11 protein-coding genes are annotated in these 14,616 nt (G+C 72.8%); 3 read left to right on the forward strand and 8 right to left on the reverse strand.

Annotated elements, in window-relative coordinates; all coding sequences use genetic code 11:
* Positions 1-21: 21 nt before the first annotated feature.
* Both rlmB and cysS read right to left on the reverse strand, forming a co-directional pair.
* Positions 22-1,149 (reverse strand): 23S rRNA (guanosine(2251)-2'-O)-methyltransferase RlmB, encoded by a 1,128-nt coding sequence (gene rlmB / locus GA0070624_RS02190; protein WP_091336179.1) that lies wholly within the window; start codon positions 1,147-1,149, stop codon positions 22-24.
* Positions 1,149-2,564: a cysteine--tRNA ligase gene (gene cysS, locus GA0070624_RS02195; protein ID WP_091336181.1), complete on the reverse strand. Its 1,416-nt coding sequence runs from the start codon at positions 2,562-2,564 to the stop codon at positions 1,149-1,151. Before cysS ends, rlmB begins: the two co-directional genes overlap by 1 nt.
* 63 nt (positions 2,565-2,627) lie before the next feature.
* Here cysS and GA0070624_RS02200 point away from each other — a divergent pair, with 63 nt between their 5' ends.
* Both GA0070624_RS02200 and GA0070624_RS02205 read left to right on the forward strand, forming a co-directional pair.
* Positions 2,628-3,374 (forward strand): IclR family transcriptional regulator, encoded by a 747-nt coding sequence (locus GA0070624_RS02200; protein WP_425413484.1) that lies wholly within the window; start codon positions 2,628-2,630, stop codon positions 3,372-3,374.
* 326 nt (positions 3,375-3,700) lie between these two features.
* Positions 3,701-4,909: a hypothetical protein gene (locus GA0070624_RS02205; protein WP_091336183.1), complete on the forward strand. Its 1,209-nt coding sequence runs from the start codon at positions 3,701-3,703 to the stop codon at positions 4,907-4,909.
* A gap of 136 nt (positions 4,910-5,045) precedes the next feature.
* Here GA0070624_RS02205 and GA0070624_RS02210 read toward each other — a convergent pair whose 3' ends face one another.
* The 3 genes from GA0070624_RS02210 to GA0070624_RS02220 all read right to left on the reverse strand — a co-directional run bounded on the left by GA0070624_RS02210 (position 5,046) and on the right by GA0070624_RS02220 (position 8,658).
* Positions 5,046-6,725: a S8 family serine peptidase gene (locus GA0070624_RS02210; RefSeq protein WP_091347973.1), complete on the reverse strand. Its 1,680-nt coding sequence runs from the start codon at positions 6,723-6,725 to the stop codon at positions 5,046-5,048.
* Between the two features lie 170 nt (positions 6,726-6,895).
* Positions 6,896-7,597, reverse strand: coding sequence for an HAD family hydrolase (locus tag GA0070624_RS02215; RefSeq protein WP_245718626.1), 702 nt, complete (start codon positions 7,595-7,597; stop codon positions 6,896-6,898).
* Between the two features lie 92 nt (positions 7,598-7,689).
* Entirely contained in the window at positions 7,690-8,658 is a 969-nt protein-coding gene (locus GA0070624_RS02220) for an EamA family transporter (protein ID WP_091336187.1), read from the reverse strand.
* A 78-nt stretch (positions 8,659-8,736) separates the two neighbouring features.
* On the opposite strand from GA0070624_RS02220, the gene GA0070624_RS02225 reads away from it, so the two are divergent.
* Entirely contained in the window at positions 8,737-9,282 is a 546-nt protein-coding gene (locus tag GA0070624_RS02225) for a CGNR zinc finger domain-containing protein (RefSeq protein ID WP_091336189.1), read from the forward strand.
* Here GA0070624_RS02225 and GA0070624_RS02230 read toward each other — a convergent pair.
* The 3 genes from GA0070624_RS02230 to GA0070624_RS02240 form a co-directional block, all read right to left on the reverse strand.
* Entirely contained in the window at positions 9,249-9,866 is a 618-nt protein-coding gene (locus GA0070624_RS02230; protein WP_091336191.1) for a GNAT family N-acetyltransferase, read from the reverse strand. The two genes, GA0070624_RS02225 and GA0070624_RS02230, sit on opposite strands and share 34 nt — an antisense overlap.
* Positions 9,867-10,183: 317 nt before the next feature.
* A complete protein-coding gene (locus GA0070624_RS02235) occupies positions 10,184-11,593 on the reverse strand; it encodes a class II fumarate hydratase (RefSeq protein WP_176731562.1) in 1,410 nt (469 codons plus the stop codon).
* 35 nt (positions 11,594-11,628) lie between these two features.
* A complete protein-coding gene (locus GA0070624_RS02240) occupies positions 11,629-14,610 on the reverse strand; it encodes an AfsR/SARP family transcriptional regulator (protein ID WP_091336194.1) in 2,982 nt (993 codons plus the stop codon).
* Positions 14,611-14,616: the final 6 nt, after the last annotated feature.

A 14,616-nucleotide genomic window follows, 5' to 3' on the forward strand; every position in this document is an offset into this window, starting at 1 on the left:
TTTTCGTATTCGTGCGGCCGGTCAGGCCTCGGCGGACCGCCGCCGGGCGACCTCGGCGAGGGTGACCGCGGCGGCGACGCTGGCGTTGAGCGACTCGACGTCGGTGATCATCGGGATGCGGACGGTCAGGTCGCAGGTCTCCCCGACCAGCCGGGACAGCCCCCGCCCCTCCGAGCCGACTACCACGACCAGCGGGCCGACCGCGGCCTCCAGGTCGTAGAGGTCGGTGTCGCCGTCGGCATCCAGCCCGACCACCATGAAGCCGGCGTCCCGGCAGGCCTTCAGCGACCGGGTCAGGTTGGTGACCTGGGCGACCGGCACCCGCGCCGCCGCGCCGGCGCTGGTCCGCCAGGCGGTCGCGGTGATCCCGGCCGCCCGCCGCTCGGGTACGAAGACACCGTGCGCGCCGAACGCCGCGGCGGACCGGATCACCGCGCCCAGGTTGCGCGGGTCGGTGACCCCGTCCAGCGCGACCAGCAGCGGGCAGGCCTGCTCCAGCGCGGCCGCCATCATGTCCTCGAACGGCTCGTACGCGAACGGCGGCACCTGGAGGCCGACGCCCTGGTGCAGCACGCCGCCGGTCATCCGATCCAGTTCGGCGCGGCTGACCTCGAGGATGGCGATGCCGCGGTCGGCGGCGGTCCGGACGATCTCGTTGACCCGGTCGTCGATGTCGATGCCCTGCGCGACGTAGAGCGCGGTCGCCGGCACCTGGGTGCGCAGCGACTCCAGCACCGGATTGCGGCCGACCAGCAGCTCGGGGGTGTCCTTGGCCGGGACGGACTTGCGGCCCGGGGCGACCCGGGGACCACCGCGCCCGGTCGGTTTGCCACCCCGGCCGGCCGCGCCGCGGCCGCCGGCTGCGGCACCCCGACCGCCCTTGCCCCAGGTGGTGTCCTTGGTGCCCGGCTCGCCGATCTTGGGAGCGCGCCCCTGCTCGGCCGCCGCGCGGCGCTCCTTCTCCTGCTTCCAGGCGGTGCGCTGGGGCAGCTTCTCGGTGCCCGAGTAGGCCTTGTGCCAGGGCCGCTCGTCGGCGGGCAGGGTGCGGCCCCGGCCCGCGAGGGCGTCCCGGCCCTTGCCGCCGGAGCCCTTCGGGGCGCCCTTCTTCGGCGTCAGTCGCCGGGCGCGGCGCTGCGAGTTGCCGGCCATCAGTCCTGCTCTCCAATAGTCCAACGGGGGCCCTGGGGGGTGTCCTCGACCACCACGCCGGCCTGCTTGAGCTGGTCCCGTACGGCGTCCGCGGCCGCCCAGTCCTTGCGGGCGCGGGCCTGCGCGCGCTGTTCGAGCGCCAACGCCACCAGGGAGTCGACGACACCGCGCAGGTCGCTCGCCTGGTCGCCACCGCTCCAGGCCGGATCCAGGGGGTCGGCCCCGAGGATATCCAGCATGCTGCGGACGGCGGCCAGCGTCGTGCCGACGGTCACGTCGTCACCGTTGGTCAGGGCGGTGTTGCCGTCCCTCAGGAGGTCGTGCAGGACGGCCAGACCGGCCGAGGTGTTCAGGTCGTCGTCCATCGCGGCGGCGAAGCCGGCCGGCAGCACCCCGAGCTGGCCCGCGCCGACCCGCTCGGCGGCCCGGTGTACGAACCCCTCGATCCGGCGGTAGGTCGTCGCGGCCTCCCGCAGAGCCTCCTCCGAGTAGTCGATCAGCGACCGGTAGTGCGCCGCCGCGTAGTAGTAGCGCAGCTCCACCGGGCGCACCCCGAGCGACTCGACGTACGTCAGGTCGAGGGTGTTCCCCACCGACTTGCCCATCTTGGCGCCGGCGATGCTGAGCAGACCGTGATGCACCCAGTAGCGGGCGAACGGCAGCCCGGCGGCCTGCGACTGGGCGATCTCGTTCTCGTGGTGCGGGAAGATCAGGTCCAGCCCGCCGCCGTGGATGTCGAACTCCGCGCCCAGGTAGCGCCAGCACATCGCCGAGCACTCGATGTGCCAGCCGGGTCGGCCCCGGCCCCACGGCGACGGCCAGTAGGCCTCGGCCGGCTCGTCGGGCTTGGCGCCCTTCCAGAGCGCAAAGTCACGGGGATCCCGTTTGGCCCGGTCCGGCGCGTCCCCGGCCGGCTGCATCGCATCCGGCGACTGGCCCGACAGCGCCCCGTACGCCGGCCAGGAGGCCACGTCGAAGTAGACGTCACCGGAGCCGTCGGTGGCGGGGTAGGCGTGCCCGGTGTCGATCAACTTGGCGATCAGCTCGTGCATCTCCGGAATGTGTCCGGTGGCGCGCGGCTCGTAGGTGGGCAGCAGCACGTTGAGCGCCCGGTACGACGCGGCGAGGATCTGCTCGTTCGCGTACGCGATCGACCAGAACGGCCGCCCCTGCTCCGTCGCCTTGACCAGGATCTTGTCGTCGATGTCGGTCAGGTTGCGGACGAAGGTGACCTGGTAGCCGGAGGCGAGCAGCCAGCGCCGCAGCACGTCGTAGTTGACGCCGGAGCGAAGGTGGCCGATGTGCGGCGGGGACTGCAGGGTGAGACCACACAGGTAGACCCCCACCTTGCCGGCTTCCCGCGGGACGAAGTCCCGCACCGATCGGGTGGCGGTGTCATACAGGCGTAGCGTCACCGTACAAGGGTAGCCGTCCGTGCATTTCGAGGTTGCCCGGAGCCGGGTCGTACGCTGCGTGCTGTGGACACGGCGGCACGTGCGGGTGAGGCGGCGGCCCGCGGGGGCGAGACGGCGGCCGGGACGCCCGAGCCGGGACGCGGCGGCGAGACGGCGGCCGGGACGCCCGAGCCGGGACGCGGCGGTGAGACGGCGCAGACCCTGGACCGGGGACTGCGCCTGCTGCACCTGGTCGCGGACGCGCCGGGCGGGCTGACCGTCACCGAGGCGGCGAACCGGTTGGGCATCGGTCGGGCAGCCGTCTACCGGCTGGTCGGCGCGCTGACCGGGCACGGGATGCTGCGCCGGGACGCCGACGGCCGGCTACGCCTCGGCGCCGGGGTGCTGCACCTGGCCCGGCGCGCCCAGCCGCTGCTCGCCGAGGGGGCGCTGCCCGCGCTGCGGCGGCTGGCCGAGCAGGCCGGCGCGACCGCCCACCTCACGGTCGTCGAGGGCGGCGAGGGGGTGGCCCTGGCTGTGGTGGAGCCGAGCTGGACGTCGTTCCACGTGGCGTACCGGACCGGGTCCCGGCATCCGCTGGAGCGGGGCGCGGCGGGGCGGGCCATCCTGGCCGGGCGGAGGGGCTCCGCCGGCCCGGTGAGCACCAGCGGCGAGCTGCAGGCGGGGGCGTACGGGGTGGCCGCGCCGGTGCTCGGGGTGCCGGGGCTGGAGGCGAGCGTCGGCGTGGTCTCGCTGGCCCCGCTGGACGTCGACGTGGTCGGCGGCCAGGTAACCGCCGCGGCGACCGCCATCGCCACCGCCCTGTCCTGAGCGCGCGATCGACCTCCACGGGCGACCTCCGGGGGCGGGTGATCGACTCCGCTTGCGGCAAATCGGTCCCTCGGACGACGGGGACACCCCGAAATGCCGCAAGGCGAGTGGATCAGCCGGCGGGACACCGCGACGTGCCGCAAGCCGAGTAGATCAACGGCGGGGACACCCCGACGTGCCGCAAGCCGAGTGGATCAAGGTGGGGTTGGGCCTTCTAGCAGACCTGGCGGCGCGGAGGGGGTTGTCCACAGGGGGGCTCGTCGGGAGGACCCGTCGTTGTCCACAGGGGTGTCGGGGACCCCCGCGGGGCCGCCAGGCTGGTCCGCATGCCCCCAGTCGCACACCGGCCCAGCGCACTCGCCTGGCAGGTCTTCCGCGGATCGGACGCGGTCCGCCGCGGTCTCCTGACCCCCCATCAGCTCCGCAGCTCCGTCTGGGTCCGCCTCCGCCACGACGTCTACGCCGACGCCCGACTCGAACGGGACCACGGCCTCGCCTGTCGCGCGGTCGCACTACGCATGCCCCTGGGGGCGGTCATCGCGGGCCCGTCCGCGGCCTACCTGCACGGGGTGGAACACGCTGCGGACTTCCGCGACGACGTCCACGTCATCGCTCCGCCGGCAACAGGTCTCCGCAGCCAGCGCGGCCTCCGGGTGCACACCACCCTGCTCCGTCAACCGTCGGACGTCGCCGCACCGGGACAGTCCGGAGCACAACTCGGGCGCGGCCCCGTGCCGAGCCTCCTGCGCGTACCACCCGGCGGCATCCGAACCGAGGACGGGCTGCCGTTCGGCGTCCCTTCCTCAAGCCTGGTGCCCACATCACCCGGCCACCTCCCGGCCGAGGACGGGCCGGCTCTCGGCGCCCACTCCGCAAGCCTCGTGCCCACATCACCCGGCCACCTCCCGGCCGAGGACGGGCCGGCTCTCGGCGCCCACTCCGCAAGCCTCGTGCCCACACCACCCGGCCGCGTTCCAGCCGAGAACGGCCTGAAGCTCCGTCCGGCCGGCACGCCCCGGTCCGATCCGACAGTGGCCGCCTGGGAGACGGCGGCCTGGCTGGAACCCGTCCGGGCGGTCGGCATCGTCGACGCGCTGCTCACCAGAGGCCTGACCACCCGTGAGGCACTCGGCACCATCGCCACACACAACGGCGCGCGACCCGGCGGCAAGCGCGCCCGCTGGGTCTTCGGCCTGGTCGACCCAGGGGCCCAGTCACCACCGGAGTCGCACCTGCGGGTCCGCCTGGTGCTCGCCGGGCTGCCCAGGCCGGTCCCGCAACATCCGGTCCGACTGCCGTCGGGCCTCGTCCTGCATCCCGACCTCGCCTGGCCGGAGTTCCGGGTCGCCGCCGAGTACGACGGCCAATGGCACGCGGACCGAGATCAGCTGCACCGCGACCGGCAGCGGCTCAACCAACTGGTCGCCGCCGGCTGGCTCGTGCTGCACGTGACCAGTCGTCGACTGCACCAGGACTTCGCTGCCGTCGTCCGCGAGGTCCGCTCAGCCCTGGCCTCCCGCGGCTGGCGAGGCTGATCTGGTGACAATCGATATGCGGCATGGCGCGGTGTCGGCGGGGATTTTCACCCCGAGGTGCCGCACATCGAGTCGATCAAGCGGAGGGGCCCGGGCGACCGACGGTCGCCCGGGCCCCTCGCGATGTTGCCGGCTGTCACATGGGGGTGGTCACCGCGGCGTACGCGTCGACGATGCCGTACCCGTAGAAGCCGTTGAACTCCTCGTCACCCTCGCAGTAGGCGTTGAACTCCGTCGAGCGCCCCTCGTTGGTGTAGGTCTGCAGGCGCGGGTCCGGGCAGGCGTGCTCGGCAGCCGTGGCGTAAAGCTGCTTCTCCACCAGGGCGGGAGGCATCCGCAGACCACCCAGCTCGTTGTCGGCCTTGCCGAACTTGCTGACGATCAGCGACGCCACGCCGGCGGCGTGCGGCGACGCCATCGACGTGCCCTGCAGGTAGGTGTAGTAGCCGCAAACGCCCGCCTTGGTGCACTCCTTGAAGACGAAGCTGCGGGCGGCCGGCACGACATTGCCGTGCTTGTCGACCGAGCCCTCCTCCTGGAGCACCTTCTTCGGGTACGACGACAGGATCATGTTCGCGTCGGTCCGGTACGACGACGTGCCGTAGCCGTCCCGGAACCAGCCACCGGGGGCGGATACCGAGATCTGCTCGACGCCGTAGTTGGAGAAGTCGGACTTCTTGCCCGACGGGCCGAGCGCCGACACGCCGATCACGTGGGGGCCCTCCACCGGCAGGTCCCAGCAGCTGGAGTTGTCGATCGGCCGCGGGTAGGCAGGCGCGCCGTAGTCCGGGCTCGAGGTGTCCGTCCGCGGCTTGCCCAGGTCCTCGTGGTTGTTGCCGAGCGCGCCGACGAGCGTCACGCCCTTGTCGTGGGCGTAGCTGAGCGCCCGGTTCATGCCCTCGATGATGACCTGCTGCTCCGCCTGCGCCTCCGGCGAGTCGGCCGGGTTGGCGGTGCAGTTGTAGAGCCACGGGTCGACGTAGAACGACATGTTGACCACGTCGAGCCCGACGTCACCAGCGTGCACCAGGGCGTTGACCACCGGGTTCAGGAAGAAGTAGCCGGAGTCCTGGCCACCCTTGAGCTCGACCAGGGTCACATTCGGGGCGACGCCGGAGACGCCGAAGCCGTTCGCGGCCGCACCGATCGTGCCGGCCACGTGACTGCCGTGGCCGCCGTCGTCGGTACCGACCGGGTCGAGGCAGCCCGCCACCTCGCAGGGGCCGTCCACATCGGTCATGTCGGGGGCGAAGTTCTTCGACAGCGACCAGCTGAAGTTGGCCGCGAGGTCCGGGTTGCTGGCGTCCAGGCCAGTGTCCAGGACGCCGACGGTCACGCCGCGCTTGCCGGGCTCGGTCTGCCGCGCCTTGTCGGCGTGGATCATCGACAGGCCCCAGAGCTTGTCGTCGAGCGGGTCCATGCCGGTCGCGCTGGTGCCGGAGACGGCGCCGGCGCCCTTGCTCTGCGCGTCCGCCAGCAGGTGCTCCTGCTCGACCCGGTCGACCTTCGGCGCGCGGCCGATCGCCTTCTGCTGCGCGGCACCGACGAGGGCTTCGGCGGCGGCGGCGCGGCTGGCGAAGTCCGCCCGGTCGCTGCGCACCTGGAACATGCCGAGGCTGTCGGTACGGGACACGACGGTGCCGCCGGCGGCGCGGATCGCCGCGATGGCGGCATCGGCCGAGACGCCCTTCTCGGCGACCACGGTGTACTCAGTCGTGGTCGACGGGGCGGCGCCGGCCATGCTGCTCTGTCCGGCCAGCACGGTCGCCAACGCCGCCACGGTCGCGACAGCACCGGCGGTGAAGCGTCTGCTCACCACATCTTTCCTCTCGTTGAGGGACGTGGGTTGCATCACATCTCACGAACGAGATTTCCGCCAGTGCTCGAGGAAGATTCTTTCCGCTCGGCAAGCATCTGCCGACCGAACGGACGGGGACATGTCACCGTCGGGCACGGGGCGATCACGATCAGCCAAGGGGTGATGGCTCAACGGCTGGCCGCGATGCCACTGCCGAGCAGCTGGACCAGCCCCGGCAACTCCGCCAGCGACCGCACCTCGCCGTCCGGTCGCACGCCGGTAGGCAGCGGCAGCCCGGCCCGGTTGAGCCAGACCGCCCGCAAGCCGGCCGCCTGAGCGGCGACGACGTCGTGCTCAAGCGAGTCACCGACGTACACCACATGGGACGGAGTCATGCCCGCTGCCTCGACCACCGCGGCGTAGAACTCCGGCGCGGGCTTCTTCGGCAGGCCGTTCTCGTGCGCGTACAGCTCGAAGGCGAACTCGCCGGCGAGCCCGCAGCGTTCCGTGCGGCTGTTGCCGTTGGTGGCGAAGCCGAGCAGGTGGCGCCGGCGCAGCGCGGCGAGCGCCGGCAGCGCGTCCGGGAAGGGCCTGGTCAGCGCGAACCGGCGGGCGAAGAAGAGCGCGGCGAACTCGTCCAGGTGGTCGTCCAGCGCGGCCCGGGCCAGCGATCGCGCCAGCGCAGCGCGGCGGATCTCCTGCACCGGCGCGGCGCTGAGCGCGCCGAACACCGCACCCCAGTCCGACTCCAGGTCCGCGAGGCGGACCGCGGCCGCCGCCGGGGTCCGCCGCCGCATCTCCTCGAGTACGGCCACCAGCGCGCCGGTGACCGCCGGGCGCAGGTCCAGCAGGGTCTCGTCGGCGTCGAAGACAACGGCGGAAGTAGGCAAGGCCGAAAGCCTCTCACCCGGCACCGGCTCACCGTCGACGAGGTTCGCGGCGGTGGAGGCCAGGGGCATCGGCCGGCGCGGTCCCGGCCCGCTCACCGGTCGCTGGCCAACGCCGGCTCGGCCGGCTGCCCGGCGGTGTGCTCCGACTCCAACGCGGCGCGCAGCTCGTCGAGGCGGACCAGGGCGACACCGGCGACGATCAGCGCGCCACCGAGCAGCTGGACGGCGGTCGGCAGCTCACCCAGCACCAGCCAGGCGATCAGCACCGCGAACATCACCTCGGTCAGCCCGACGAACGATGACAGCCGGGCCCCGAGGATCCGGGCGCCGGCGATGCCGGCGAGGTAGGCGACCACCGCGGCGATCAGCGACAGGCCGGCGATCGGCACCAACCAGCTGGTGCGCTGCCCGGCGAAGCTGACGTCGGCGAAGCTGGCGTGCAGGGGCAGCACCCCGATCAGGCCGAGCAGGAGCAGGACCGCGGCGCCGACGGCCATCCCGCCGCTGGCCATCACCACGGACGGCAGGCCGTCGTCGACCCGGCCGGCGATCACGAAGTAACCGGCCAGACCGACCCCGGCGCCCAACCCCCAGAGCACCCCGACCGGGTCGAGGCGGCTGGCCCCGGTCAGGTCCAGCACGAACACCAACCCGCACAGGGCGGTCACCGATCCGGCCACGGTCAGCGTCCGGGGTCGCTGGCCGTGGACCAGCCACATCCAGCCGACCACGAGGATGATGCCGAGGTACTCCAGCAGCAGCGCGATGCCGACCGGCAGGTAGCGGACGGCGTTGAAGAAGCAGGCCTGGGCGAGGGCGACCCCGAGCAGGCCGAAGACGCCGACCGTGGTCGCGTTGCGACGTAGCACGTCCCACCGCCCCCGCAGGGACAGGACCGCCGGCACCGCCAACACCAGCGCGGCGATGCCCACCCGGGCCACCACGACCGCCTCGGCGGACCAGTCGCCCTCGATCAGCGAGCGGGCGAAGGTGCCCGAGGTGGCGAAGGTGACGGCGGAGAGCAGGGCCAGGCTGAGCCCGACGCCGGATCGTTGACGCATCGATACGCTCCTTGCACCGGTCATGAGTCAACCGGGTTATGCTCATGACACTAGGCCGGCACCCTGACAGGAGTCAAGTTGCTTTTCGCCCATGACACGGAGTGCGGGTTGACCGCCACCGCGGCGCTGGTCAACACGGTCGGCCGCGACGGTGAGGGGCTGCCCGACGTCGCCGCCCTGGCCGAGTTCTTCACCGCCCACGGCTGGACCGGCCGGCACGAGCAGACCGAGGCGGAGCTGCGGTCGGTGCGGGAGCTGCGGCCGCGGCTGCGCCGCGTCTGGTACGCCGACGAGGACGAGGTCGTCACCATCGTCAACGGGCTGCTCCGCGAGTCGGCCGCGCTGCCACAGCTGATCCGGCACGACGACGAGCCGTACCACCTGCACGCGGTGCCGAGGGACGCGCCGCTGGCCATCCGGATGGCGGTCGAGGCGGCGATGGCCCTGGCCGACCTGGTCCGCACCGGAGAGCTGAGCCGGCTGCGCATCTGCGACCACCCGGACTGCGACAACGTGCTGGTCGACCTGTCGAAGAACCGGTCCCGCCGATTCTGCGACGCGGGCTGCGGCAACCGGGCCGCGGTCACCGCCTACCGGGCGCGGAAGGCGATTGCCCGCTCCTGACCCGGGTGCTCCCGAAGCCAGTCGTCCCTGCGCAGCTCGTACTCGACCTCGCCGTGCTCGGCGCCCTCGATCGGGTCGTCCCAGGTCAGGCGGAAGGTGCGGACGTACTGCAGGCCGGCCTTCTCCATCACCCGCCGGGAGGCGATGTTCACCGCCATCGTCTCGGCCCAGATCCGGCGGACGCCGAGCATCGTGAAGGCGTACCGAATCAACGCCGCCGACCCCTCGGTGGCCAGGCCCCGACCCCACGCCGATCGGCGCAGCCGGTAGCCGAGCTCGGCCTCCGTCCCGTCGTCACCGGGGTCGAGCGCGAACCAGCCGAGGAACTCCCCGGTCATCCGGTCGATCCCCGCCCATCGACCGAGTCCCGGATGCCGTTCGTACTCGGCCAGTTGCCGGGGCAGCACCTCGTCGCGGACGACCTCGACCGGAGTCGGACGACCACCGGTCAGGAACCGCATCACCTCGGGGTCGCTGTCCAGGTCGACCAGGTGTGGCACGTCGGCGACGGTGAGCCGCCGGAGCCGGATCCGCTCGGTGTCCAGCAGGACCGGTCCCACGCCCGTTCCCTCCGCATCGGTCATGACCCGAGATGATGCCGTCCCGGAAGAGGCGGGTCGACGGATTATCCGGTCAGCAGCCAACGGGTGACCGACGCGCGCAGCAGGACGTAGTTGCCGACGGCCCGGCACACCTCTGAGGCGGTTGAGCAGTGCCTGTGGAGCTGCCCCGCCCGTCCTTACCGCTACCCGGACCCGAGTGGGTGGGAGTGCCCTTTGGACGTTACGAGAGCATCTGGCGGCGGCGAGCAGCAAGCGTCACGGCTTGCGCTTTCGGTCGTCCGAGCCGGTCCAGGTCGCCCGGCCGCCCGGCGTGGGCGACCGCGACGGGCCGAGAACGGTCAGGGGTGGGTCATCCGGAGCAGGTCGAGGGCCTCCTCGAGCTGAGCCTCGGAGAGCTTGCCGGAGTCCACGTGCCCCCGGGCGATCACCACCTCGCGGATGGGAATCTGCTTGGCCAGCGCCTCCTTGGCGATCGAGGCCGCCTCGTCGTACCCGACATAGCGGTTGAGTGGCGTGACGATCGACGGCGAGCCCTCCGCGTACGCGAGGCAGACCTCGGCGTTCGCGACCAGGCCGACCACCAGGCGGTCGGCGAAGAGCCGGCTCGACGCGGCCAGCAGCCGGATCGACTCCAGCAGGTTGCGGCCCATCACCGGGAGCATGACGTTCAACTCGAAGTCGCCCTGCGAGCCCGCAAAGGCCATCGTGGCGTCGTTGCCGATCACCTGTGCGCAGACCTGCCGCATCGCCTCGGCGACCACCGGGTTCACCTTGCCCGGCATGATCGACGAGCCCGGCTGAAGGTCCGGGATGCGCAGCTCCCGCAGGCCGGCGCGCGGGCCGGAGCCCATCCACCGGATGTCGTTGGCGATCTTGTAGAGCCCGACCGCGATGGTGCGCAGCTGACCGGAGGTCTCCACCAGCGCGTCCCGGGCGCCCTGCGCCTCGAAGTGGTTGCGCGCCTCGGTGAGCGGCAGCCCGGTCGACTCCCGCAGCTTGCCGATCACCCGTGCGGCGAAGCCGAGCGGGGTGTTGATGCCGGTGCCCACGGCGGTGCCGCCGAGCGGCAGCTCGGCCAGCCGGGGCAGCGAGGCCTCCAGCCGTTCGATGCCGTAGCGGACCTGGGCGGCGTACCCGCCGAACTCCTGGCCCAGGGTGACCGGCGTGGCGTCCATCAGGTGGGTACGGCCGGCCTTGACCACCGTCTCGAACTCGGCCGCCTTGCTCTCCAGCGCCTCGGCGAGGTGCCGGAGCGAGGGGATCAGATCCTCCACCACGAACTGGGTGGCGGCCAGGTGGATCGAGGACGGGAAGACGTCGTTGCTGGACTGGGAGGCGTTGACGTCGTCGTTCGGGTGCACGTTCCGGCCCAGCTCCCGGCTGGCCAGGGTAGCGACCACCTCGTTGGCGTTCATGTTGGACGAGGTGCCCGAGCCGGTCTGAAACACGTCGATCGGGAACTGGTCGTCGTACCCGCCGTCGGCCACGTGCGCGGCGGCGGTGGCGATCGCTGCGGCCACGTCCTCGTCGATGACGCCCAGTTCGCCGTTGACCTGGGCGGCGGCACCCTTGATCTGGGCCAGGGCCTTGATCTGGGCCGGTTCGATGCCCCGCCCGGAGATCGGGAAGTTCTGCACCGCGCGCTGGGTCTGCGCCCGCCACAGCGCCTCGGCGGGCACCTCCACCTCGCCCATCGAGTCGCGTTCGATCCGGTAGCCAGCTGCCTCTGGAGTCGTCACGCGTACCATCCTGCCGCGCCCGTCGCCGGCTCGCAGATGATCGCTCAGTCCAACTCAGCCAGCAGCCGCGCCACCTCCTGCTGGTCCGGCGACTCGAGCTGCCGGAAGAGCACGAGCGCGCGCGTCCAGTGGGACCGGGCGCCGGCAGGGTCGGCGTCCCGCAGGCACCGGGCGATCCCGTCCAGCGCCCGGGCCTGCTCGAGGCGGGCCTGCAACCGGTTGGCGTCGGCGAGCACCCGGCGGTGCAGGTCCAACGCGCTGGCCAGGTCGCCCTGGTCGAGGAGCGCCCGGGCCAGCAGGTTGCGGGAGGTGCAGCCGGCGATCCGGTCTCCCGAGGCCGTCACCGCGGCCAGCGCCTCCCGGTGCAGCGCCGCCGCAGCCTCCGGCCGGCCCAGGCCGCGCTCGATGATCCCCAGCTCGTTGAGCACCTCGCCCTCACCGAAGCGGTTGCCCTCGCGGCGCTTGAGACGCAACGCGAGCCGCAGGAACCGCAGCGCGCCCGGCTGGTCGCCCAGCCGGGCGCGGACGGTGCCGAGGTGACCGATGGCGTTCCACAGGCTGGCGACGTCACCCGCTTCGCGGGCGAGCGCCAACTGCCGGCGCGACACGACCCTCGCCTCCGCGTAGCGGCCCCAACTCAACAGCAGGACCGCCTGGTTGTTGAGCAGCGGCGTCACCGCGATCGCCTGGTTGGTCGCGCGGGCCAGCGCCAGCGCGGCGTCGAGGTGGGCCATCGCGGGGGCGAACTGCCGGTTCGCCCCGTACGCCACGGCGAGGTTCCGGCGGACGGTCGCCTCGCCGCTGCGGTCCCCGAGACGCTGGCGTAGTTCGAGCGCGACTTCCATCAGCTCGATCGCCTCCGGGAAGCGGCCGAGCCGGAAGATGCCCGACGAGAGGTAGTTGCGCACGGTAGCGATGGCGGCCGGGTCGTCGAGCTGCTCAGCGGCCCGCAGGGCGACGGTGTGCGTGTCAACCAGCTCGTCCAGGTGGCCGTACTTGAACAGGTAGTACCAGGACGTCCGGGCCAGTTGCCAGCAGCGCTCCAACCGCCCCTCGGCGGCGGCCAGCCGGACCAGTGGCGGCAGGGCGGCCCGATTGGCGTCGAACCAACGGATCCCCTCGGGCAGACACGCGCGCACCAGGTCGGGCCGGGGCGGTTCCGGCAGCACCAGCGCGGACCGGCTGGCCACCGGCTCGATCCCGCCGGAGATGGCGTACGCCACGTGCAGGTGGTGGTCGAGGAGGCGTTCGACGGCGGCGATCCGGTCGGCCGCCGACTCCGCGGTCTCCAGCAACTGGCGGGCGTACTCCCGCATCAGGTCGTGGAAGCGGAACCGTCCCGGTTCCGGCTCGTCGACGAGGTGGGCGTCGACCAGGTCGTCCAGCAGGTCCTGCGCGTCGGGCAGCGGCAGGTCGGCGAGCGCCGCCGCCACGCGGTTGTCGAAGAAAGCCCCGGGGTGCAGCCCCAGCAGCCGGAACAACCGCTGGGCCGCCGGCTCGATCTGCGCATACGAGAGGGCGAAGGCCTGGCCGACGGAGCGTTCGCCGGCCGACAGCTCGGTGAGCGCGTCGCGACCGGCAACGAGCCGGTCCGCCAGGTCCCGGACCCGCCATCGCGGGCGGTGGGCGAGCCGGGCGCCGGCCAGCCGAATCGCCAGCGGCAGGTGACCACAGCGGTGTACCACCTCGGCGGCAGCCTCCGGCTCGGCGGCCACCCGGTCGGCGCCCACCACCCGGGCCAGCAACTCGACCGCCTCCTCCGGGTCCAGCACGGCCAGGGAGGACGGCCGGCCACCGTCCAACCCGGTGAGTCGGCGGCGGCTGGTGATCAGGGTCAGGCAGTCCCGGCCGTTGGGGAGCAGCGGCGCGACCTGGGCGGCGCTGGCGGCGTTGTCAAGCACGACGATCGCCCGCCGGCCGGAGAGGTCGCTCCGCCAGAGCGCCGCGCGCTCGTCGGTGTCGGCCGGGATGCGCTCGCCGGGCACCCCGAGCTGGCGGAGGAGCCCGGCCAGAGCGGCGGCCGGCGACACCGGTGCGCGGTCGCTGTGGCCGTGCAGGTCGATGAAGAGGTGCGCGTCGGGGTAGCGCTCACCGAGCGCGGTCGCCAAGTGCACGGCCAGGGTTGTCTTGCCGCTGCCGGCCATCCCGTCGATGAGCTGGATCCGGGCGTTGTCCTCCTCGATCTCCTTGACCAGCCGGGCCACGGTCTCCTGCCGGCCGGTGAAGTCGCTGATCGCCCGGGGCAGCGCACGGACGGGGGTGAAGGCCCGCTCCTCAGGGCCGGTCAGCGCCAGGTCGCCCGCCAGCACCCGCTGGTGCAGCTCCTGCAACGCCGCACCGGGCTCGATGCCCAGTTCCTCGGCGTAGAGCCGGCGGCCCTCCCGGTAGACGGCGAGGGCGTCGGCCTGCCGGCCGACCGCGGAGAGGGCGAGCATCAGCTGCCCGCGCAGCCGCTCCCGCAGCGGATGCTGGTCGACGCTCTCGGTCAGCTCGTCGATCAGCTCGGCCCCATGCCGCAGCCGCAGCTCGACCTCGACGCACTCCTCCAGCGCGGCGAGGCGCTGCTCGTCGAGGGCCTGCGCCCGGCGGCGCACGCTCCGGCTGGCGATTCCGCTAAGCGCCGGGCCCCGCCACAGCGCCAGCGCGGTCCGGTAGTGCTTGCGGGCCTCGGTCGGCCGCGCGGCGCCGACCGCGGCCCGGGCGGTCTCCACTTCCCGGGCGAAGACCTCGGCGTCCAGGTCGGCGGGGTCGACCCGGACGCCGTACCCGACGGGGTCGGTGACGATGATCTCCGGCGGCAGCCCGAGCCGGGCGAGGCGTTGGCGCAATCGAGACACGCAGATCTGCAACTGGGCGCGGGCGGTGGCCGGCGGTCGCTCCTCCCAGACCGCGTCGACCAACTCCTCGAAGGGCACCACCCGGCCGGCGCGGAGCAGGAGCATGGCGAGCACGGTCCGGTCCCGACCTGCGGTGACGGTGGCTTCGCCACCGCCGACCCGCAGGGGTCCCAGGATCCCGAACCGCATCCGCTC

The organism is Micromonospora rhizosphaerae (genome assembly GCF_900091465.1).
Lineage (GTDB): Bacteria > Actinomycetota > Actinomycetes > Mycobacteriales > Micromonosporaceae > Micromonospora > Micromonospora rhizosphaerae.